At 54.9% G+C, this 22081-nt stretch carries 22 protein-coding genes; 6 read left to right on the top strand and 16 right to left on the bottom strand.

Annotation, left to right across the window (positions count from 1 at the left end; genetic code table 11):
• Positions 1–7: 7 nt before the first annotated feature.
• From ACTJJ7_RS17490 to ACTJJ7_RS17445, 10 genes are all read right to left on the bottom strand, one after another.
• Entirely contained in the window at positions 8–1255 is a 1248-nt protein-coding gene (locus ACTJJ7_RS17490) for an ABC transporter substrate-binding protein (protein ID WP_440968305.1), read from the bottom strand.
• Positions 1256–1346: 91 nt separating this feature from the next.
• On the bottom strand, positions 1347–2402 hold the full coding sequence (locus ACTJJ7_RS17485; protein ID WP_440968386.1) for an ABC transporter ATP-binding protein: 1056 nt from the start codon (positions 2400–2402) through the stop codon (positions 1347–1349).
• A gap of 10 nt (positions 2403–2412) precedes the next feature.
• Positions 2413–3732, bottom strand: coding sequence for an alpha-glucosidase/alpha-galactosidase (locus ACTJJ7_RS17480; protein ID WP_440968304.1), 1320 nt, complete (start codon positions 3730–3732; stop codon positions 2413–2415).
• A gap of 13 nt (positions 3733–3745) precedes the next feature.
• Positions 3746–4690, bottom strand: coding sequence for an SIS domain-containing protein (locus ACTJJ7_RS17475; protein ID WP_440968303.1), 945 nt, complete (start codon positions 4688–4690; stop codon positions 3746–3748).
• Between the two features lie 13 nt (positions 4691–4703).
• Positions 4704–5555 (bottom strand): carbohydrate ABC transporter permease, encoded by an 852-nt coding sequence (locus tag ACTJJ7_RS17470; RefSeq protein ID WP_440968302.1) that lies wholly within the window; start codon positions 5553–5555, stop codon positions 4704–4706.
• Positions 5555–6457: a carbohydrate ABC transporter permease gene (locus tag ACTJJ7_RS17465; RefSeq protein WP_440968301.1), complete on the bottom strand. Its 903-nt coding sequence runs from the start codon at positions 6455–6457 to the stop codon at positions 5555–5557. Before ACTJJ7_RS17465 ends, ACTJJ7_RS17470 begins: the two co-directional genes overlap by 1 nt.
• Positions 6457–7707 (bottom strand): ABC transporter substrate-binding protein, encoded by a 1251-nt coding sequence (locus ACTJJ7_RS17460; protein ID WP_440968300.1) that lies wholly within the window; start codon positions 7705–7707, stop codon positions 6457–6459. Before ACTJJ7_RS17460 ends, ACTJJ7_RS17465 begins: the two co-directional genes overlap by 1 nt.
• The gene (locus ACTJJ7_RS17455) at positions 7704–8723 is read right to left on the bottom strand and encodes an N-acetylglucosamine kinase (RefSeq protein ID WP_440968299.1); all 1020 of its coding nucleotides are present in this window, start codon (positions 8721–8723) and stop codon (positions 7704–7706) included. The genes ACTJJ7_RS17460 and ACTJJ7_RS17455 overlap by 4 nt, the downstream gene beginning before the upstream one ends.
• Positions 8648–9454, bottom strand: coding sequence for a DeoR/GlpR family DNA-binding transcription regulator (locus ACTJJ7_RS17450; RefSeq protein WP_105733177.1), 807 nt, complete (start codon positions 9452–9454; stop codon positions 8648–8650). The genes ACTJJ7_RS17455 and ACTJJ7_RS17450 overlap by 76 nt, the downstream gene beginning before the upstream one ends.
• A 305-nt stretch (positions 9455–9759) precedes the next feature.
• Complete coding sequence (locus ACTJJ7_RS17445; RefSeq protein ID WP_440968298.1) at positions 9760–10818, bottom strand: porin; 1059 nt, start codon at positions 10816–10818, stop codon at positions 9760–9762.
• A 457-nt stretch (positions 10819–11275) separates the two neighbouring features.
• On the opposite strand from ACTJJ7_RS17445, the gene ACTJJ7_RS17440 reads away from it, so the two are divergent.
• The 3 genes from ACTJJ7_RS17440 (at position 11276) to ACTJJ7_RS17430 (ending at position 14686) form a co-directional block, all read left to right on the top strand.
• On the top strand, positions 11276–12535 hold the full coding sequence (locus tag ACTJJ7_RS17440) for a D-tagatose-bisphosphate aldolase, class II, non-catalytic subunit (protein WP_440968297.1): 1260 nt from the start codon (positions 11276–11278) through the stop codon (positions 12533–12535).
• A gap of 332 nt (positions 12536–12867) precedes the next feature.
• On the top strand, positions 12868–13710 hold the full coding sequence (locus ACTJJ7_RS17435) for an endo alpha-1,4 polygalactosaminidase (protein ID WP_130272102.1): 843 nt from the start codon (positions 12868–12870) through the stop codon (positions 13708–13710).
• 67 nt (positions 13711–13777) lie between these two features.
• The gene (locus ACTJJ7_RS17430) at positions 13778–14686 is read left to right on the top strand and encodes an NmrA/HSCARG family protein (RefSeq protein WP_440968296.1); all 909 of its coding nucleotides are present in this window, start codon (positions 13778–13780) and stop codon (positions 14684–14686) included.
• A gap of 310 nt (positions 14687–14996) precedes the next feature.
• On the opposite strand, the gene arr is transcribed toward ACTJJ7_RS17430, so the two are convergent.
• From arr to ACTJJ7_RS17415, 3 genes are all read right to left on the bottom strand, one after another.
• Positions 14997–15419 (bottom strand): NAD(+)--rifampin ADP-ribosyltransferase, encoded by a 423-nt coding sequence (arr, locus tag ACTJJ7_RS17425; RefSeq protein WP_440968295.1) that lies wholly within the window; start codon positions 15417–15419, stop codon positions 14997–14999.
• Between the two features lie 217 nt (positions 15420–15636).
• Positions 15637–16236: a Crp/Fnr family transcriptional regulator gene (locus ACTJJ7_RS17420; protein WP_440968294.1), complete on the bottom strand. Its 600-nt coding sequence runs from the start codon at positions 16234–16236 to the stop codon at positions 15637–15639.
• 155 nt (positions 16237–16391) lie between these two features.
• Positions 16392–17261, bottom strand: a complete 870-nt coding sequence (locus ACTJJ7_RS17415) for a LysR family transcriptional regulator (RefSeq protein WP_440968293.1) — start codon at positions 17259–17261, stop codon at positions 16392–16394.
• Between the two features lie 89 nt (positions 17262–17350).
• Between ACTJJ7_RS17415 and ACTJJ7_RS17410 the strand changes: the two genes are divergently transcribed.
• On the top strand, positions 17351–18331 hold the full coding sequence (locus ACTJJ7_RS17410) for a nitrilase family protein (protein ID WP_440968385.1): 981 nt from the start codon (positions 17351–17353) through the stop codon (positions 18329–18331).
• A gap of 123 nt (positions 18332–18454) precedes the next feature.
• Here ACTJJ7_RS17410 and ACTJJ7_RS17405 read toward each other — a convergent pair whose 3' ends face one another.
• The 3 genes from ACTJJ7_RS17405 to ACTJJ7_RS17395 all read right to left on the bottom strand — a co-directional run bounded on the left by ACTJJ7_RS17405 (position 18455) and on the right by ACTJJ7_RS17395 (position 20086).
• Entirely contained in the window at positions 18455–18772 is a 318-nt protein-coding gene (locus ACTJJ7_RS17405) for a cupredoxin domain-containing protein (RefSeq protein ID WP_440968292.1), read from the bottom strand.
• 9 nt (positions 18773–18781) lie between these two features.
• A complete protein-coding gene (locus ACTJJ7_RS17400; RefSeq protein WP_440968384.1) occupies positions 18782–19306 on the bottom strand; it encodes a DUF4142 domain-containing protein in 525 nt (174 codons plus the stop codon).
• Positions 19307–19393: 87 nt separating this feature from the next.
• Positions 19394–20086 carry an RNA polymerase sigma factor gene (locus ACTJJ7_RS17395; protein ID WP_440968291.1) on the bottom strand — a complete coding sequence of 231 codons (693 nt, stop codon included), beginning with the start codon at positions 20084–20086 and terminating at the stop codon, positions 19394–19396.
• Positions 20087–21078: 992 nt separating this feature from the next.
• Between ACTJJ7_RS17395 and ACTJJ7_RS17390 the strand changes: the two genes are divergently transcribed.
• Both ACTJJ7_RS17390 and ACTJJ7_RS17385 read left to right on the top strand, forming a co-directional pair.
• Positions 21079–21774 carry a response regulator gene (locus tag ACTJJ7_RS17390; protein ID WP_440968290.1) on the top strand — a complete coding sequence of 232 codons (696 nt, stop codon included), beginning with the start codon at positions 21079–21081 and terminating at the stop codon, positions 21772–21774.
• A partial coding sequence (locus tag ACTJJ7_RS17385) for a HAMP domain-containing protein (protein WP_440968289.1) occupies positions 21767–22081 on the top strand: 315 nt, incomplete at its 3' end. The genes ACTJJ7_RS17390 and ACTJJ7_RS17385, both read left to right, overlap by 8 nt.

Raw genomic sequence — 22081 nt, 5'->3', positions numbered from 1 at the left:
CACTCATTCACTTGCTCCGGGCCAGAACTTCGTCACCGTTGGCAACAGCTTCGGCAAGTGCATCTGTGATTTTCATCTCGCCGGTCCATGCCATATGGAGCGCATCGCCGACCGCACCAGACCATTCCTCATAGCCTTTGAAGACAGGTTTCAGATGCGCATAGTCCAGCGCTTTGACGTAGAGTGAATGATCTATTTTCGTCGACTGGTCGAGATAGGCCGGGCGCTCGGCAATGGATTTGCGAACCGGAATGGCCAGACCGATCTTGGCAAGCTCCGTCTGTCCTTTCTCGCCAAAGGCATATTTCACGAATTCCCAAGCCTCATTTGGATGCTTGCTGTCCTTCGCGATGACGAAGCCGGCGGAATTGGCTGAGGTTACGCGGCCGGCGGGACCTTTTGGCAAGGGTGCAATATCCCATTTGAAGGCAACCTGGCTATATTCGGGAACTGACCAATGCCCGGAAACACCCATCGCGGAAATGCCGGCAAAAAATCCATCAGCACCATATTGGCGAAGCTGCTGTTCCGAGGGCATGGATTTATCTTTCAGCCACATATCGGACATGAACTGGAAAGCTGCCATCGCTTGCGGTGACGAAATCAGCGTCTTGTGCGTCTCTGGATTGACGACTTCGCCACCAAAAGACCAGACCAGAGCCCCCCAGAACGGCTCCATATCATAGCCGGCTTCCCAGAAGCCCCATTGATCGGTCTTGCCGTCGCCATCCTTGTCTTTGGTCAGTTTCTTTGCAGCTGTGCGAAAGTCTTCCCAGGTCCAGCCATCATTCGGATAGGCGACACCGGCGGCATCAAACATGTCTTTGTTGTAATATAGAACGATGGTCTGGAAGTCGCGCGGCAAACCATAGAAACCATCCGGCGTTTCGTAAGCCTTCAACGTCAATGGATAGACGCCGTCCAGAATGCCGGGTTCCTTGTCCAGATAGGGTTTCAGGTTCAACAATACGCCACGAGACTGCCAATCCTTATAGAGCGGGGCATCCATGGCAAAGACATCAGGCGGAGTCCCGCCAGCAACTTTCACCTTGAGTTTCTCCCAATAGCTGTCCCAGTCGGATGCTTCGATTTTGACTTTGATACCGGGGTGTTCGGTCTCGAACGCACGGGCAACGCTGTTCCAGACGCCAACTTCCTGGGGACTACCCCAGAATTGATAGGTGATTTCCGTATCGGCAAAGGCGCAGGATGTGGTCAGCAACAGCGCAAGGGTGGTGGCTTTCAGCAGTTTCATGGCTTAGTTCTCCTCGTATTGTTCTTTGAAGTGTTGCTGCCGTCCCTCGGGCCAGTGCACACTTATTTATGCTCGCTCCAGCTAGCGCAGGTCAGTTGATGCGCACCTCTGTGGTCGTATCAAAAAGATGCTGTTTTTCGGGGCTGGCCTTGAGATAAATCTGATCGCCCTTGCTGAGTGGCGGGCGGTCAGTAAACAGGGCCGTGATCATAATGCCATCCATGTCGCCCATAACGAACGTGGCATGGCCCGTGCTTTCGACCGCTGTCACCCGGACGCGCAGAGCCCCCTCACTCCCTGCAGGCACGAGACTTAAGTGTTCCGGGCGAATGCCCCATATCACCGGGCCGTCAGCAGCAGCCGGAAGCGGAACAGACAGCTTCGTTGTCAGCTTGATCATGCCATCGACGGCTTGCCCCCTCAGAAGGTTCATGGCGGGAGATCCGATAAACCCGGCCACAAACGCGTTGGCCGGTCGGTCGTAAAGTTCGAGTGGTGCACCCGCCTGCTCCAGGCGTCCCGATCGCAGAACGATGATCCGGTCCGCCATTGTCATGGCTTCAACCTGATCATGGGTAACGAAGATCGATGTTGATTGGAGCCGGTCGTGGAGGGCGCGGATTTCAGCGCGCATCTGCACACGCAGCGCCGCGTCAAGATTCGAAAGTGGCTCATCGAAGAGGAACACAGCTGGCTGGCGGACAATGGCGCGCCCCATGGCTACACGCTGTCGTTGCCCGCCAGACAGTTGTTTGGGCAATCGGTCGAGATAATCCTTCAGGCCCAATATTCCTGCAGCTTCCGCCACCCGTGTTTCAATTTCGGTCTTCGGTGCGTTTCTGAGTTTAAGCGAAAATCCCATATTCTGGCGAACCGTCATATGGGGATAAAGCGCGTAGTTCTGGAATACCATCGCCAGATCACGCTCCTTCGGCTCGACATCGTTGACGATCCGGTTGGCAATGGAAATCGTCCCGCCGCTGATGTCCTCCAGGCCGGCGACCATCCGCAAAAGTGTGGATTTTCCGCATCCGGAAGGACCGACGAGTGCGACGAATTCACCATCCGCCACATCGAATGTCACACCATGCATAACCTGCGAACTGCCGTAAGATTTGATGATGTTGTTGAGTGATACATGAGCCATGGCCTGCCCCTCAATGATAGGCAGGCAAGTAATTGCCATGAGCAGCAATCAGCTTGTCGCAAAGGTCGCGGATTTGATCCAGGGATAGCTCTGCGCCGGTATGCGGATCAAGAGCAGCAGCATGGTAGATGTGTTCTCGCTTGCCTGTAAGGGCTGCCTGAACCGTCAGCTCCTGCACGTTGAGCGACATCCGCATGATGCCGGCAAGCTGTACTGGTACAGAGCCCACCCGGATCGGCTGTACGCCATTGCGGTCCACATGGCATGGCACCTCGACGGCTGCATTGCGCGGCAGGTTGTCGATAAGGCCATCGTTGCGCACATTTCCATAAATGAGATAATTGGTGCCTGTCACCATGCCATGGATGATGGCCGAAGCGTATTCGTTCGACCGGCAAACCTCGAGCGGCTTTCCGGCATCCTCCAGTTCCTTGCGAAGCACGTGCCAATGGGCAATCTGATCTTCACAACGGGTGATATATTCATCCAGCGGTAGTTGATACTGTTTCAGAAGATCCTCACGGCCACGCTTGATGAACCAAGGCGTGTATTCACTGAAATGGACTGAGCTCTCGGTGACGAAATGACCAAAATGCTTCAAGGTCTCCCAGCGAACTGCCTCTTCCTTGTCATAATTACCACTCGCCGCAATAGCGCGAAGCTTCGGATAGAGATCCTCGCGACGTCCATCTGGGTGGCGCTTCTCGAATTTGGTGAAGAAGGCAACGTGATTGAGCCCCGCACAGCGGTAATCAATGGTGGAAATGTCCTCGCCAAGCGAGCGGGCGAGATATCCGGAGGTTTCCTGCACCGAATGACAAAGGCCCACATATCGAATATCGGGAAAAGCCTCCGCCATTGCCCATGAATTCATCGCCATCGGATTGACGTAGTTCATCATCAGCGCGCCGGGACAGACATCGCGCATGTCCCTGGCGATATCGAATATGACTGGTATCGTACGCAGCGCCCGGAAAATCCCACCAATACCAAGTGTGTCGGCAATGGTCTGGCGCAAGCCAAATTGCTTTGGGATCTCGAAATCAACCACCGTTGCCGGTTTGTAACCACCGACCTGCATCATCAGAATGACGAAATCGGCATCCTTCATTGCGAGGCGGCGATCAGTATAGGACGTGATGCGAAGGCTCTTCAAACTGAGTGTATCGGCAATTCGCCTGGACATGATTTCCGAAGTCGAAAGTCGTTCGGTATCAATATCCATGAGCGCAATTTCGCTATCGGCGAGATCGGGGTTCGACAAAACGTCGGACAGGATATTCTGGGCAAAAACGGTGCTGCCCGCACCAATCAGGCAAATTTTGGCCATGATCGAATTTTCCTTACTGCAATACGACCACTTTGGTCAGGTTACGAGGTTGCGTGGTATCGATCCGCTTCTGATTGGCGACCCGTTCGCCGAGAACCTGCAGGGCCGGGAGGAGCTCGAGCGCACGGGCAGCACCGCTCTGGGTGAGCGGTATGCTGAAGTCACCCGGCCCGCCAAGGCCGATCACCTTAGCTCCGAGCGACTGGACATCGCGGGCGACCTTGGCTTCCTCATCCACCGTCTCGGCGGAGTAGAGGAGGACAACCAGCGACTGATCGTCGATAAGACTGATCGGGCCGTGGCGGTATTCAAGAGGGTGAAAGGCCTGGCTGAAAGTGATCGACATCTCCTGGAGTTTCAGACAGCCTTCAGTTGCCATCCCATACAGTGCCCCTGCCCCGAGATAGACAAAATGGCTCCTGCCATTGAGAAGTGGCGTTGCACCTTCGACCGCATCAAGCGCATCTTTAGCGTGGGCAACGGAACCCAACTGGACCCCGGCCATCCGAAGGCCGGCAAGAAGCATCAGCGACGCGGAAGCGGTCATAACGATCCCTTCCTGGCTGTGGGTCGGCAGATAGATCGCGACGTCAGCAGCTTTGAGAAGGCTCGTTTCCGGTTCACATGAGATGGCAATCGTCGGGATGCCTGCCTGCCGGGAGCTCTCGATTGCCTGCACGGTTTCTGTCGTTGTTCCCGAACGCGACAAGCCGATAACGCAGATATCGGAGCGGTCCGCCAGATAGTCCTTCATGCGACGTGCCCATTCGGCGCCGGGAACGGCAATGGCACTTCGTCCATTCGCGTTGAAGGCAACGGCAATAGACTGCGCGAGATAGTACGACGTACCGCAACCGGTGATCACCACCGTTTTTCCCGGCACGTCGGGCAGTTCCTGTTTCATCGCCTGTTCCCAGAAAGGGAACTGCTCCTTGATGACTTTCTCGGTCAAATTCATTCTGTCATGTCCTTTATTTGCTCGCACCGGCCATGAGGCCCTGCACGAGGAAGCGGTTGAGGAAGATCACCAGCAGTACCGGTGGAACGATGGCCACGATGCCGGCCGCGTTCATCAGCCCGTAGTCGACATAGTTGCGGGTGACGAACTCTGGAATGAGAACGGTCAGGGGCTTGGTATCGAGCGTTGGTGAAAAGACCAGCGGCACCATGAATTGCCCCCAGGCCGAAAGAAACGTGAGGATGGCTGTTGCAACCAGGCCTGGACCGGCAAGAGGCAGAACAATACGCACAAGCGTGTAGAGCTTCGATGCTCCATCAAGCCAAGCGGCTTCCTCAAGCGAAAGTGGCATCGCCTGATACACGCTACGCATGAGCCACAGCGCGAGCGGCAGGAAGGCCGAGACATAAATGAGAACAACGCCGGTATAGGTATCAACAAGCCCCGCGCTGATCATGATGCGGTAAAGCGGGATCATCACTGTATAGGCTGGAACCCCAAGCGTCCCGACGATCACGACGAATATCAGATCACGGCCAGGGAAGCGCAAACGGACAAAGGCCCACGCGCCGAAGGCAGCGATAAGGACCGTCAAAACCGTTGCCGCAAATGCAGTCAGCAAGCTGTTGAAGAACGCCCGCGAGAATTGCGGCCACACCGATTGTACCTCGTTGCCCTGGCTTGTCGATGTCGCGCCAAAGAGTTTGGCGTAATGTTCGAATGTCATCTGCTCCGGCCAGAGCCGAAGATGATCGCTGACGAGCGCATTGGGCGGCGTGACTGACGTGACCAATGCCCAGTAGACCGGACCGATTGACCAGAGGATGAGAATCGCAAGTGCTGCATAAAAACCGAGACGGCGCATCAATCGAACCTCGTCTCTTTGTAGACCCTCAGGACATAGATCGCCGAGACGATCAGTGAAGCAATCATCGCCATAATAGACAGGGCCATGCCGAGGGAGAATTTCATGTTCTGGAAGGCCGACATATAGACCTGGACCATCAGGCTGCGCGTGCCGATGGAACTGCCATTCAGGATCCACGCCTCATCGAACAGGTTAAAGGCGAAGACCGTAGATTGGCTGAGTGATATTGCAAGGCCACCTGAGATCAATGGCAGCGTGATGAGCCAAAACTGCCGCCATGCACTAGCCCCATCAAGACGTGCTGCTTCATAGAGGTTTGCCGGGATCGACTGGAGCGCGGCAAGCAGGATGATCGCGGTCAAGGGCAGCATGCGCCAGGCATGGACAACCGCAACCAGAAAGAGACCCGTGAACCGGTCATTGAACCAGACGTGACTCTCGGAAATCAGCCCGACAGAACGCAACAGGGCATTCAGCAGCCCGTAACTTGGATTGTATATCCACAGCCAGATAATGGCGTTGACGACAGGCGGAAGGCACCAGGGAAGCACGACCACTGCCAGAAGCCACCTGCGACCGATCTTTACCTTGTTCAGCACCAGCGCTGCACCGAGTCCGCCCAAGGTCTCGATTGCAACGGCAATGACCACATAGATAAATGTATTATTCCAGCTTTTCAGCACATCCTTGTCGAGCATGAGGTTGGCGTAGTTTTTGAAGCCGATGAAGGGAATGCCCTGCTTCATTGGTTCAACCCTGTAGAAGCTCTCAACGACAGTGAGGATCAGCGGCAGAATAACGAGCACGCCCATGATCAGGATGACTGGAGCGGTGAGACAAAGCCCGAGCCGTGCCTCCTGTCCGAACAATGGTCGCTTCGGAATGAAGCGGCTGGTCATCACTGTTGCGCCTCTTCGGCCGCAGCGGCGATCGCGGTCAAAGCCTCTTCTACGGAAACCTGCCCTTTGGCGGCGGCATTGAGATTGTTTGCGACAGCCGCTGAAAACTCAGGATACCAGCCGGGTGTTCCCTCTGGAAAAAGCGGTTCAACCATTGCAGCCTGCGCAACCAGCACGTCACCCTGCGTCAGCTTGCCATCCCGGTTGAGCTTTTCCAGAACCGAAATCCTGGTTGGCAGGTTGCCAAGTTTTACATAGTTGTCGACCATCGTATCAGGATCGAGCATCCAGTCGATAAAGGCGCGGGCTGTGTCCTTGTGCCCGGCGGAAACAGGAACCGCCAACGCACCGGGCAAGCCGATCGTACGGGATTTTCCGTTAATACTCGGAACCAGGGCAGCAGCAGCATCGGCCGCAACCTGCGACTTTGCTGGATCGGTATACACGGCAAGATTACCCGCCCAGCCGGCGATATCGAATGTGACCTTACCGGACTTGAACAATTCCTGGATCTCCACATCCTTCAGCGATGTCGAAGCGGGATCAATCAATCCGTCCTTCAATGCCTGTATTTCAAAGGACATCGCCCGGTAGCCAGCACTTTCCGGATTGGTAAAAAGTGGCTTGTGATTGGCATCGAAAAGATCGCCGCCGAATGCTTTGGTCAGCAGGTACCAGACTGTCGCCGAACCCTCTGTCGCCGAAAGTGGCAGGCCTATTGGATATGCCACGCCGGCCTTTTCCTTCACGGCCATTGCGTCTGCCAGCAATTCATCGGGCGTCTTCGGCGCTTGAACGATACCAGCCTTCGCCAGATGCGCCTTGTTGTAGATGAGGACGCGGAAATCATTGTTGTAAGGGATACCGATCAGCTTGCCATTATAGGTAAAGATCGATGTCGTCGGCAGATCTGCTTTAAGTTCCGTGGACAAAGCGCCGGAAAGATCATCGTACCAGCCCGCGCTCCCGAACTGTCCAACCCAGGACCAATCCATCTCAGTCACTGACGCAGGCGCAGTCTTTGCCATCATTGAAGTGACGATCTTGGTTCGGATCTCGTCCCAACCGAGCGTCTGGATATCAAGTTTGCCACCTGATTCCGCGGTGTATTTATCCGTCATTTCCTTGGGAAGGGTCACCCACGGCGGAAGCAGCACCGAGAGCGGTTCGGAAGCTGTGGCGGTAAAGGGCAGACCGGCTGAGCTCAAACAAAGAGCAACAGCGCCCGACAACACTATACGACGGTTCATTGTATTTCAGCTCCTGTTACAAAGGAAAGCTTTTCCAGCGATGCGCCAAGCGAACGGATGAAATCGTCACCGGGCTCGCTGCCTGCAAGCGCGGCGGCACGCCAAAGTGCGCCTCCAACAGGCGGCAATTTCGGCAGCAAAGGCTCGCCAAGCAAAAGGCGTGCCTCCTTAAGAATATACGATGACTGGAACAGGCCGCCCGCATAGGACCACGCAAGTTCAGGCCGCTCAAGCAGGCGGCGTACTGCGATGATATGGTCGCCCAGATATCGCACTGCCCGACTGAGAAGATCGCGGGCAGTGCCATTGTTTGCTTCCGCAAGCATGCTCACTTGAACAGCAAGCGCTGCATAGCTTGCACGTGGGTTCTCTTGTCCATAGGCCCATGCGAGCAAACCCGAACGGTCAGTCCCGCACGCCTTAAGCATTGCCGCGGCGAATTCCGGCGCCTGAATCCGCCCATCAAGCGTCTGCGAAGCAAGCGACAGCGCTTCACGGCCAATCCAATAGGCCGAACCCTCGTCGCCAAATGCCTCTCCCCAGCCACCGGTACGAAGGCTCTGCGTCCCAACTTTTGCCCAGGCCATGCTGCCAGTTCCAGCAAGCAGAAGGACACCATCCCCGCCGGCAAATGCACCGTCACACGCGACTTCTACATCGTTGAGAACAAGGTGGGGGCAGGCGAACACTGAGCGCGCCGCGGCAATCTGCCGATCAGACGCATCCGCAATTTCGCCATGGAAAGGCAAACCCAGAACAGCGGCAACCGGGTTTTCGTCGGTACAAAGATAGGAAACAGCATCCGATAGGTCACTGATCCAGCGATCGCCCGCCATCGGATCGAACCCGGGACCGGTCCAATGCCTAAGGATGTTTCCGCTCCCGTCAGCAATAACCGCCAAGGTCTTCGTGCCACCGGAATCCAGCCCCAGAACAGTTGTCATCCTGCGGCGGCTCCGTTCGCCGGCTTGGCCAGACGCAGGTCGACACGCATCGTCTGGATACGCTCCACCCATTCCTTGGGAAGCGCGGCATCCGTTACAACACTTTGCACGTCGGTTAGAAGCGCCACTTGGTAAGTAAGTCGCGAGCCAAATTTTCCTGAATCGGCGAGAAGAATGCGATTTTCAGCCCGCGACACCATAACTGAATTCAGCCGCGCTTCATTTTCATCGATGGAACTCATCGCTCCATCATCAGCGATTGCACCCGCACCAAGGAAAAGCTGATTGAACCAAAGCCGCCCGAGCATGTCCTCCGCCAAAGGTCCAACAACAGACGAATTTTCCTTGCGAAGCTGGCCACCCAGAAGCGTGACCTTTACCTCGGGGACATCAATCAGCATCTGCGCGGCCGGTAGACAATTGGTGAAGACGTTGAGAGGCATCGGATTAACGCGAATACGCCGCGCTAGCTGCAATACCGTTGTGCCGGAATCAAGAAACACCGATGAACCCGGGCGCAGCATATCATGCGCCAGATCACCGATGGCCCGCTTCGCGGTCAACGCCTGCGCTTCGCGCTGTTCGAAAGCAACCTCAACCTCGAACTGATCGGCAAGCCGTGCGCCACCATGCGTTCGCACCACGACACCCTGCTCTTCGAGCTCAATAAGATCGCGACGAAGCGTAGGGATAGACGTACCTACAGCAAGCGCGATCGCACCAATTGACGATGATCCATTGGAAAACAGGAATTGGCGTATCGCTTGGGCACGGTCGATTTTCATGGGAATAAGCATCTCGATTGTTCACTTTCATGCGAATATTCTGCATATATAAATCAATGTCAATCATATTCATGATTTTTATTGATTGTTTTACTGATATGAAGTTGAAGCTTTCCGAACCAGGCTTCGCAACTGCACATTGCCTCTCACCTGCCAGCCACGTACAAGTAAGAGGATCAAACGTTCTCATTTCGCCAACCGATGGAAGGACCCTGTCCAGGTGCGATAGTCAGAGACGTCGCTCCGTTGCAAATGGATGATCGAACTGGCGGCGCTGTTTCCAACCAATCAGCCCCAGCACCGCCCAGTTACCCTATTCCAAATTAAAAATTGCGCTGGAAACGAATGATCCCTCCGAACGCATCATCGTTGCCACCTTTCGCGAGGGAAGCATTCTTACGGGCACCGTCGAACTTGGTGTAGTTGAACTCGGGCGTGACCGTGAAGCCGGGAACGATTTCATATGCAACATTAAGAGCACCAGCGAGTGTGCCTTCGGATTCATAGGCAAGCTGTGCATTGATGGTAGCCTTGTCCGAAACCTTGGCGGCCAGGCCACCCCAGATGGCATAGTCTCCGTCCCAGGTGCCAAACCAGTTGCGGCGGGCCAACGGTGCGTCATCATAATTCGTTTGATACCCGCCCATGACCCATGCGGACACCTTGTCGGTAAGCTTTACATCCAGACGCGTTTTAAAACCCCATTCCTCAGCCTTGGAATCGTAACCGGCAATACCTGATATGCCTCCCCAGGACTGCTCATACTTCACACCCGCGAGAAGGTGCGGCGTGTAATCATCGATGACATACACACCATCTCCCTGCTCCGCTGCGATGATAGCCGAAAAACCATTGCTGCCGGTGAAAGTGTAGCTGACCTGATTGGTCTCATCCGAGTTATAATTGATGACATCGTCATTGATAATGTCCCCTGCATATCCGACAAATGAACCAAAGATCTCGTCGGTTGCACCGATACGGAAGCCGCCAAGCTCGATGTAGGCATGTGGAAGCTTGATGCCGTCAGCAGTTGAGCCATTCTCATAATTGAATTCTGTTTCGATGTACGAGCGTAATGTGCCGAGTTCGGTCTCGGAACGGGCATCGAACCGGAGAGTGGCACGGGTTTTTTTCTGCCACGTTCCATATTTGCCACCCTTATAGACATCATCGCCGCCCATGGCGTCATAGCGTACATAGCCGCTGATCTTCAGACATGTCTCTGTACCAGGAATATAGAAAAAGCCTTTGCCATAGGCGTCGCAAACGCGAACATATTCAACGGCTTCTGGTTCGGCTACGGTAATTGCATCGGCAGCACGTGCTCCAGTTACCGCAAGCAGAGCCGCGGCCGAGCCAAGAAGAAAGCACTCAATTTTCATATTTGATCCCCTATTGTTTTTGTTCAGAAGCTTGTTTTTTGCATTTCACCGACGCGGATTTTCGTGGAAAAATCCGCGTCGCCTCCCGGTAGAAAACCGGGTTGTTTTCCCTCTTGTCGTCGACTCCGAGACTGCAGGGCTGAATTCCGAGCCACATCGCCTTTATTGATTAAAGGCGACATCGCCCCTGACTATTTGGCAAGCGGTTCAACACGCCGCGATCTTCATACTAGGCCAGTTGGCACGGACGCCGGAACTGAAGCGCCCGCCGCTCTGCACAACCGCCCCCACTGAGGACACGCCATAAAGGATTTCCCAGTTGCGTAGCTGCAGCCTGTTTCTGGCGCAGAATTACCTCCAAATAAATCAACATAGCGCACTGATTCCGCATAAAAGAATCATTGTCAATCATTTTTTTGATTGATATTGATTCAATTCACTCATTCAGGAGATTGAAATGTCTACAGACCTGCTTCGCTCACTGTCTCTTCTTCACCGTTCAGGTAAGCCTAAAGGTGTAACTTCGGTTTGCTCCGCCCACCCCGGCGTCATCCGCGCAACTCTCTCGCATGGACGGAGAACGGGCAAACCTGTGCTGATTGAAGCAACATGTAACCAGGTCAATCAGGATGGCGGCTATACAGGGATGACGCCGGCCGCCTTTCGCCAATTTGTTGAAAACATTGCGAAAGAGGAAAATTTCGACATCTCCAAACTAATTCTTGGTGGCGATCATCTCGGTCCGAATCCCTGGAAGCATCTGCCGGTTGATGAGGCTTTTGACAAGACCCGTACCATGGTTGCTGCCTACGCCGCGGCGGGATTTGAGAAGATTCACCTGGACTGTTCAATGGGTTGCGCAGGGGAGCCAATAGCCCTTGGCGACGAGGCAACGGCGAGCCGGGCTGCCGAACTCGCATTCGTTGCAGAGCGTCATGCATCCGCGTCACTGGTTTATGTAATCGGTACAGAAGTTCCAGTTCCAGGCGGAGCGCTCGAGGAGGTCGAACAACTCGAAATCACCTCAGCAAATGCAGCGCGTGAAACTGTTGAAATCCATAGGTCGTTCTTTGCTGCGCGTGGACTGGAAGGCGCGTTCGAACGGGTGGTGGGACTGGTCGTGCAGCCGGGCGTTGAGTTTGGAAATCAAAACGTGGTGGCCTACAATCCCGCTGCAGCCAGATCTTTGTCGGCGAGCCTTCACTCGCTTCCCAACATCATCTTTGAAGCGCATTCCACAGATTACCAAACGCCAGCGGCTTTGCAGGCTTTGGTTCGCGATGGATATGCCATTCTCAAGGTGGGGCCGGGTTTGACGTTTGCGCTTCGCGAAGCGCTCTACGGTCTTGATCTCATCGCCGCCGAACTCAACGGGACACCTCCCAGCTTGAAGGTAACAATGGAAAGCCTGATGATCAAGGAACCACAACACTGGGCAAAGTACTATCCGGGAGCTGCCAACGAACAACGGATCCAACGACATTTCAGCTATTCGGATCGCATTCGTTATTACTGGACACATCCGTCCGCGCTGAAGGCAGTGGCCGAATTGATGGCTCGACTTGGTGATGATCTTTTGCCGGAAACATTAATCAGCCAGCATCTTGCCATGGCGTGGCCGGAAGTCATGAATGGATTGACCCCTCCTACCGCAGCAGCCCTTACTCAAGCAGCAATAACGCGGGTGCTCACGACCTACGCTGACGCCTGCGGATAGGAGGAGCAGAAGATGTGCCTCATATCAAACCGCCAAAGGAAAGTACGCTCTTGCATTCAATGTCCTCCTTCCATGAATGATGCGGCGGGCTTGATAGAAAATTTCGGGTAACACTTGCCGAAATTGCGGCAGTCTGCTGGTTCGATCACAATCGCGCAGGGAACTCACATGACACAATCTTGGCTTTCGATGTTGTAATCCCCCTTGACGACAATTTACGGACTAGTCACAAATGTTCCAGCTGTTCCCAGCCGGTATCCAATCCGTCACTTGCCACGCCAGAGCGACCTGCTCGAGGCGGGGAAAACAGCCAGACAAGGTCATCACCCCAAATGAGAGTACTATGGTTTCGAAAGACGGTTCTCGCCATCGTCGCAACGAGCAATATTGTTTTCTCGGTCAATGCTCAAGCTGTGACACTGCCACCAGCTCATGGCCAATTCGATTATCAGCTTGGAGGCGAATATACCCCTCTAAACCAGGTAGCAGTCGTTGTTCGCGACCGGCGAGTTACACCTGTCCCTGGTAAATACAACATCTGCTACGTGAATACTTTTCAAACCCAGCCGGCCGATGCTGATTGGTGGAAATCAAATCATCCGGAGTTATTGGTTAAGAAAAACGGTGAGTATGTTACCGATCCAAAATGGGAAGACGAATATCTGATGGATACCTCTACGGAGACGAAGCGTTCGGCGCTCATAGCGATAGTTGGTCCCTGGATTGATAAGTGCGCTGCGGATGGTTTCAATGCGGTCGAACCGGACAATCTTGACTCCTTTGCACGCTCCAAAGGCGTTTTAACAGAAGCCAGCAATACGGAATTTGCGAAATTGCTGGTCAATCGTGCGCATTCTGCCAAACTCGCAATTGCGCAAAAAAATACATCCAGTCTGGTATCCATTGGCGCGTCGCAGATCGGTTTCGATTTCGCAATCGTGGAAGAGTGCCAAGTTTTTTCGGAATGCGATGCCTACTCCGGCGGATATGGAAATTTAGTTTACGAAATCGAGTATAACGACAACGATAAGGATGCGAACGGTGCGCCTGTTGATCCAATAAGCTTTTTCAATGCCGCTTGCGCGGCGCGCGGCAAGACAAGTTCGATAATTTACCGCGACCGAAAAGTAGTTCCGTCCAGTTCGCCACAATACGAATATAAGTGGTGCAAATAAGCCAAATTGGCAGGAAGCAGATTGGCTGTATCATACACCACGCTGCCTGCTTGCACGAGGATATCCCATGACAAATGATCGACGTCCAATTTTAGTTTTCGGAGCCACTGGTCGGCAGGGAGGATCGGTTGCCAGGGCGTTGCTAGAAGCCCGATGGCCTGTTCGTGCCCTCGTGCTCGATCCTTCAAAACCCGCGTCTATTGCATTGAAGGACGCCGGTGCTGAAATCGTGCAGGGATCGTTCGAACACACCGACGTAATTGCTGCTGCAATGAAGGATGTACATGGCGTCTTCAGCGTGCTGCCAGCCAACCTGTCGGCGGAGGATGAGGTCAGGTACGGTACGTCCATCGCAGATCTGGCCACAAAGAGCTGCGTCGATCACTTCATCTATTCCTCGGGCGCTAGCGTTGGCAACACATTGACGGGCGTTCCGCGCTTTGATGCCAAGCCTCGTATCGAGGCACATATCCGCGAACTGTCGCTCACAGCAACCATTATCCGACCCATGATCTTTATGGAGATGCTCGTGCGGCCCGGCTTTGGCCTGGACGAAGGCCGGCTGATTTCCCTGATCCGCCCCGAACACTCGATACAGCTCACTGTTGTGGAAGACATCGGAAAAATTGTTGCGGCGATGTTCACCGACAAAGCTCGGTTTGGCGGCGTTACATTAAAAATCGCCAGCGACAGAGTTACAGGTCACGAGTTGGAGGCTGCCTTCACCGAAATCGCTGGCAAACCTATCACCTATTCCCGGTTTTCAGATGAGGTACTGGCAGCTAATGTGGATCTCGCGCACATGGCGTCCAGCCTGGAGGATGGCCCACTGGCAGAACTCGTTGATCTGAACGTCATGCGTGAACTCAATCCGGAACTACTCTCGTTCAAATCGTGGCTTTCTGGCAGCGGCCACAAGGCTTTGGATGCCGCTTTCAGAACAGGTAGCGAGATGGTTCAGGCCAATCGATCTTAGTCATTGATCGCGTGGAACTTTCAAGTCTGTTGGATCACAGTGATGCGAATTCCCACGCAAGCCGTACGGAGGCTGGCCGGTCGCAGGTCAGGCTGGGTTCATCGTCGACTACGTGAACCGCCGCGCGATGCGCCGACCATGAAGATAGCAACCACGTTTAGGCCACAGCCCTCCAGCCAGGCGACGGCATTTCTTCAAAGCTGCCATTCTGCGTACGGGGCGGCCTGGTTGTTCAATTCGCGGTGGAAATCTAATCGTCTCCTTTTAATGGTTCAGTCGCTTAATGAGCACAGGAGCGTGTCGCCTCGCATCAATTGATGATTTCGCCTCGTTCGTCTGAGCGCAGCGCGGTCAGTCGTTCTCTCCATACCTGTAGTGCTTCGGGCGTCAATCTGGTCCAATGCGTGATTTCGCCGATGACCTTGAGCGGCGCGCTACTGCGATACGACCGCGTGGGGTTTCCAGGAAATTTCTTGTCGGTCACGTTCGGGTCGTTCTCGAATGTCCCGGTCGGCTCTACGACGTAAACACGCGGGATTGCGCCACCTTTGGTGAGTTCAGCCGCGATTTCAGCGGCAAGCCCGGCACCGTCCACAATGGCAGTGAAGTAGATATGGTTCATCACCACTTCGGGACGATAGTTCGACCGGTATCCTGCAGTGAGGAAATCACCCGCGCGCAAATCCGCGACTGTGCCGTGAAAGAAGGGTCCCTCATCCAGCGCTTCGGTCATCGTGATCCTCCTTATCTTATAAGTTCGCTTGTAGTCAGTGAGCCAAGCGATGCCAACGTCCGCGATGGAGTCGAGTGCTCGCCAATCCGTGATTCGATGATAATCAGGCTAATCCCTCCGCCGTTCGGCGTCTCACCGTGACCGTCACGGTGGTTCCTTGCCCACAGAAATGGAGCAATCCGGTCGCGAAAGAATTGATGTTTGGTAAGAAATCACGTCAGCGTCTGTCAGGCCTTGTGATGGCGATTGTTCTTCGCAGCCGGCTGAGGCTTTCCGGGGTGATACCCAAGCAAGCGGCGATGTTATACTGCTTCAAACGCTTATGCAGTTCCGGCTCCCTGCGGCTGAAATCGATATAGCGCTGCATCGCGTCGTCATACAGAAACGCAATCTCGCCCGGTTCTTTCTCGATAATCCAATGGCGCTCCATATAGCTGATGTAAAACGCTGCAATGTCTGGGAAGTCACTGACGAGCGACTTGAAAGCTGCGAAGTCATATTCGAGGACGATGCTGTGCTCAATGGCCGTTATCGTGAATAGGCTAGGTTCGCCGAGCAAGGTCGCGCTGACTGAAGCGGCAATGCGGTTTTCGGGGAAGAAGCTTTTAATGATCAGGTCGCCGTCGCGGCCGACATAGTGCTGGCACAATAGACCTTCGACAACGAAGGCGTAGGCCGTCGGTACGTCGCCCGCCCGAATGAAGGGCTCCTCCCTGCTATACTGCCTCGAGCTAAGGGGTGATGACCAGGCGCGCACGGCCTTCTCTGACAGATGGGTGAAGGTTCCGATTTTGGTGAAGAATGCTTCTGTGTTCACGAGCCCAATCCTCAAGTCGGTGAGACGATCGTTCCACACCGTCGGGCGGCTGGACCGTGGCATCTAAGTACCCGAAAGCGGCTTGTGAAATCGCCGCGTGCCGGTAGCGGATCAGATCATCGAGCGTCGGGGTTGAGAGTGAGCATTCGGCCGTCTCACCGGTGCTTCGAAATATGGTCGACGAACCGCAACAACAAGGGATTGCTGTTTGCGCTGCGCCAGCACAACCCAATCGGCCAGCCTGATTCAGGGCCGGACATCTGCCATTGGCGCGTACGTCCGCCCAAGGCTTCCACGCCATACCAGGGGAGGAACGCCGCCCCCAGCCCTGCGGCAACGACGGCGTGAACCGTCAGGATGTCGTCGGCATACTGAATGATACGCGGCTTGAAGTGCGAGGCTGAGCACCAGCGCGCGATCTGTGCATCCAATCCCGATCCACGGCTTGGCAAAAGCGCAACGAAACCCAGACTGTTTAACGTCGATAGCTGACTTGAGGACGGTTCAGTCATGGCAAGCGGAAGCACAAGCGCCAGCCGCTCCTCAAGCAACGGCATGAAGGATAACCCTTCTCCTTCCATCGGCGCTCGGCAAAAGCCGGCATCGAGCCGTCCGTCGAGCAGACGCTGATGCTGTTCATTGGAGGGCATATCGTCGAGCGTGATCTGGCAATCAGATGTCGCCGCCCTGAAGTCGGCAATCAGCCGGGGAGCGAGAATAAGTGTCGAAATTCCGAACGCGATATCCAGGTGACCGGCAAGACCTGCATTGGCACGGCGCATCCTCACATCGAGCTCATCGCTCAATCGCAAGAGCTTATGTGCTTCCTTTTCGAGCAGCTTTCCAAGCACCGTCAGCCTCGCGCCGTGTCGCCCGCGCTCGAACAGTTGACCGCCGACCATTGCCTCCAGTGCCTGGATTTGTTTGGTCAAGGTCGATTGCGTGACGAACAGCCTGTCTGCCGCTTTGCCGTAATGACCGGTATCGGCGAGGAGGACAAAGGAGCGGAGTAGTTTGATATCCATTCGATTTACGACTTAAATTCATCAAAGTTATCATTTTACGGAATGAAACGCATATGGTCAAATTGCGCCAGATATAAGGAGCAATGGCAATCATGTTGAAAGTATCCTCTATCCAATTTCAGCATCGAGCGAATGACAAGACCTATAATCTCGGGCGGGTTACTGCCCTTGCGCAACAAGCCGTAGGCGACGGCAGCCAGCTGGTGATATTCCCGGAAATGTGCATCTGCGGCTATTGGCACGTTCCAAAGCTCGATGCCGAAGCGATCCACACACTTGCAGAGCCACTGTCGGGGCCATCGATATCGTATGTGGCCGGTTTGGCGCGAGAACATGGCATCGGGATCGGCGTGGGTTTTCTGGAGCTCGGCGATGATAGTGCCATATACAATTCCTACGCCGTGTGTCTGCCGGATGGTCAAATCCACTGTCACCGCAAACTGCATGCCTGGGAGCATCGCGCGATATCGAGCGGCGATCGGTTCACCGTCTTCGACACTCCATGGGACATACGCGCAGGCATTCTGATCTGCTGGGACAACAATCTCGTCGAAAACGCCCGAGCAACTGCTTTGCTCGGCGCAGAACTCTTGATCGCGCCCCATCAGGCCGGAGGCGGCCAGTCGGTGAGCCCGCACGGAATGAAACGGATACCTGTCGAAAAATGGGTACGCCGTTATGAAGATCCGGAGGCCATCGAGGCGGAAATTCGGGGACCGAACGGCCGCGAATGGTTCATGCGCTGGCTACCATCACGCGCGCACGATAATGGTATGTTCCTCATCTTCAGCAATGGCGTAGGCCAGGACGAGGATGAAGTGCGAACCGGAAATGCCATGATTCTCGATCCTTACGGCCGAATTTTGGCGGAGACATGGTTGGCTGACGATGCGATCGTCACTGCTGATCTCGATCTGGCACTGCTCGACAAATGCACGGGGCAACGCTGGATCCGTGGGCGGCGCCCCGAACTCTACGGCATCTTCACGCAGCCCAATCCAGATGGCCTTTCGCCCATGGAAGCTCGGTATTCTGAAGTCTCAACACGGGCGTCCTCGCGCACAGAGTAGACGAAGTGAGTGCGTGTGGTGACACAAAATCGCCGGCTACAATGACCGATTTGAAGATGGAAGGGAGTGGTAGACGAACCCCGGTGATCCTGGCCGGAGATGTCGGTGGGACAAAGGTGCATCCTAGGGGGTCACCGTGACGCGCCCCTTCATGTTGGGATGAAAGCGGCAATAGAAATCAACGGACCCCGCTTGCTCAAGCTGGAGCGTTACCGCTTTGCCGGAGGAGATCACGACATCCCATCTGCCTTTCACTGTTGCCGTATGATCCACGATATCCTTGTTGATCCATTCGATCCGGTCGCCAACTTTTGCGGTGATGACGGCTGGGGTGAATACCATTTTCTCGATTGTGACCCGTATGGTTTCCGCTCTGGCAGCAATGGACCCCAGACCCATTATCAGGACAACTGAGATCCACGCCTTGAGTTGTAATACCATGTGTCTGCTCTACTTGAGACCAGCTGCTACATGTTCGGCGTGCTGCTCATGCCCCTGGAATATCTTCAGTCCAGTTTCCAAAAGGCTTTTAAGCTCAGCATTTTTTGCAGAAGGAATGAGCAAGGTTTCAAGCGCGCCATTGACCTGCTTGTGATAGGCAACCTCGTTGGTAACATAGGCCTTGTCAAAGGCTGCTCCGTCGAACTTGTCCAGCTTGGCGCGTTCGGCGGTAGCGGCCTTGACGAGCGAACGGCTGGTGTCGTTATCCTCGGGCGTGACCTTCAGCTTTTTGACCAGTGCGAGCGCTTGCGTATTGACCGCATCATGATCGCGCACCATGTCCCTGGCGAATGCAACAACATCCTTGTTTTTTGATTTGGCAATCGCCAGTTTTGCAGCCTCGACGTCAATGATGCCTGCCGTATAGGCAATGTGTGCAATTTGCGGGTCGGTTGGCTTGTCCGCTGCATGAGCGAGATGAGTGCTGCCCAATAGGGAAAGAACGGCCAGGGCCGTCATTGTTCGACAGAACATAATACCTCCTTCACCCGGAAGGGTATCCGGGTCGCTTTTTCCACTGACAGCCATTTGATGTTGAATAGCGAAAAAGGTTCCCGGAGTTCACTCGATGAAGCCGAGCTGCTTCATGACTGCTGTTGTCAAACGGGCGCAGCGCTGTCCAGCGAATGGAAAGGCATCCATCAAGACCGGGCCGATCTGATCGTCCAACTGTTTGCGTACAAGCGCACGAGCGCGATGCAGGCGTGTCTTCACCGTTTCAGTTTTGATACCAAGCAGGTCCGCAGTCTCCTCCTGGCTGAGCCCCTCGATCACGCGCGCGATAAAGACTGTCCTGTACACGTCGGGAAGAGCATCGGTTGCCCGTTCAACCATTTGCAAAATCTGCCGCTGTGCCATTAACCGCTCCGGGTCTTCACCTGTTTTGATGGGAAACTGGATGATCCGCTTGTCTGCATTCTGGCTTATCGCAGTCACAAAATCCGGTGCACGCCGCTTTTTGCGCAAACGTCCCAATGCTTCATTGATGACAATGCGGGAAAGCCAGGTTGCGAGTGAGGATTCACCTCGAAACTGGTCGAGATGAGAGAAGGCAGAGCAATAGGCTTCCTGAACGATATCCTCGGCTTCGGCGTCATCCCGAATGACGCCGCGGGCAATGCGGTAAAGCCGGCGATTGTGCGTCCGCATTATTATGCGGAAAGCATCGGCGTCCCTGATAAGGGCGCGTCGAACAAGTTCAACATCGTCCCCATGACCGAATGGGAAACCTGACTTTGCTCGCAATGCCATCATCCTGAACTCCTCTAGCCACCATAGATGATAATTGCAGCAAAAGGTTCCCGGTGTTGTTCGAACTCAGATCAACCTAGCTTGGGACAGGATTGTCGCGAAACGCGGCTCGGCATGGCCAACCACCCGGACCGCTCCCGGATACTGCCTTCTGAACCGGCGTTCAAGCAGGTCGACGTTCTTGTGCAGGGTGGCTACGTCAAGCGCGTCATCGAAAGTCACCGCCGAACGGTAGGCCGCAAGCGCGCGTGTTCCGCTCCGGGTTCCGGCGATCGTTTGAACTGATCTTCCGTCACACCGTAATTGTTTGAAGGCCTGGCCCATGGCCCGGTCTTGCCGCACCATCTTCCAAACACATAGGCGAGGGCCAAAACGATCAAAGATAGGAAGGAAACCACAAGCGTAATTTCAACCTCACTCAGGCTTTTGATGAAATGGGCAAAGGATGACACTTTCAACTCGGCCTTTTCGCTTTCGACGGCTGTTCAAGGGATCTGGATGATCGAACGACCATGTTTCATGAGGCAACTGGCCGCGAATGGATGGTTGCGATCTCTGCGCCATCGCTGTTGAGACTGCGTGACTGTTGAATGGAGATCTGGTGGAAGAATCGGCAAGAGGCGGGGTCGCAATCAAGAGCGATTAGCTGGGATATTCGGGCGGAATACTCAATGACGATAGAGCTTGGAGACGGCGCCGGCTGAATTCTGTATGCACGCCGTCATAGTATCTCTCAACGGCTGCTTCGATCGCGGAATCATCACGACCGCCAGGAGCAAAAGGACCGAAGCTGCAAACGCTCACCGCCTGCATCGCGATCACTGTGAACGGACCAAAGTCCGGCACTATCCCCATGCCAATGTCCCGCCGAGATCGCCCGCCTTCAGGACATGTGAAGGTTGTGTGGAGCTTGCATGGAGATGCCTGTTCCATTCTTGACCTTGACGGTACAAGCGCCTCTTGTGGCAATCATGATTGGCAGCGGGAGAAAGGCTATGGAAAACGCACTGATCCTCATTATCGAGGACGAGCCGGAAATCGTGGAGATACTTGACGTCTATTTCAGCCGCGAAGGTTTCAGAACCATCAGTGCCAGCGATGGAACGATCGGTCTGGCGCATCATCAGCGTCTCAAGCCGGACCTCATCATTCTGGACGTCAAGCTGCCGGGCCTGGATGGTTATGAAGTTCTTGCCGCAATCCGCCGGCGCGGCGATACGCCGGTGATCATGGCGACCGCATTGGCCGAGGACCTCGACAAGCTTCAGGCGCTGCGGATCGGGGCGGATGACTATGTGGTCAAACCCTATAATCCGCTCGAGGTGGTTGCGCGCGCCAAGGCTGTGTTACGCAGGGCCACTGGCCGCGACGTCCAGCAGCCGATGCGCGTGGGGCCGTTGACGGTCGATCCGGGTGCCTATCTGGCATCGGTCGAGCACCCGACCGGCCCGGCGGTGCTGGAACTGACACGCACGGAATTCCGGCTGTTGAGTTACATGGCGCGTTCACCCAATCGCGTGTTCGAGCGCTCGGAGCTTGTCGATGCCTGTTTGCCGGAAGGCGAGGCGCTTGAGCGCACCGTCGACAGCCATATGAGCAATCTCAGACGTAAGCTTGCCGCCGCCGGGGCTGACCGGCTCCTGTCGGGCGTTCGCGGCGTCGGCTACAGGCTGGCGGATCATTATGGCTAAGAGCCTGATCACAAAACTGGTCATTGCCATGAGCGTTCTGACGCTGTCGGCTCTGGCCTTGCTGGCGTTTGGCTGGTTCATATATGCCTATTATGTCTATGACTGGCTCTTTCCGGAGGCGACCTACACTGAATTATGGAGCGCCAGCGATGCAGTGGCGCTTGGTCTCATCCTGGCGCTCGGCCTGATGGGAGCCATCATCGTCGGCTGGCGGCTCGCCCAAAATGTCGTCCGGCCGCTCAAATCCATCGCCAAGGCCGTCCGTGCCATTGCCGGCGGCGACTTTTCGGCGCGAGCCGAGACGATT

It is taken from the genome of Phyllobacterium sp. 22229 (assembly GCF_052056495.1).
Taxonomy (GTDB): Bacteria; Pseudomonadota; Alphaproteobacteria; order Rhizobiales; family Rhizobiaceae; genus Phyllobacterium; species Phyllobacterium myrsinacearum.
The sequence above is the reverse complement of the archived record's forward strand: the minus strand, read 5'-3'. Positions and strand labels throughout refer to the sequence as shown.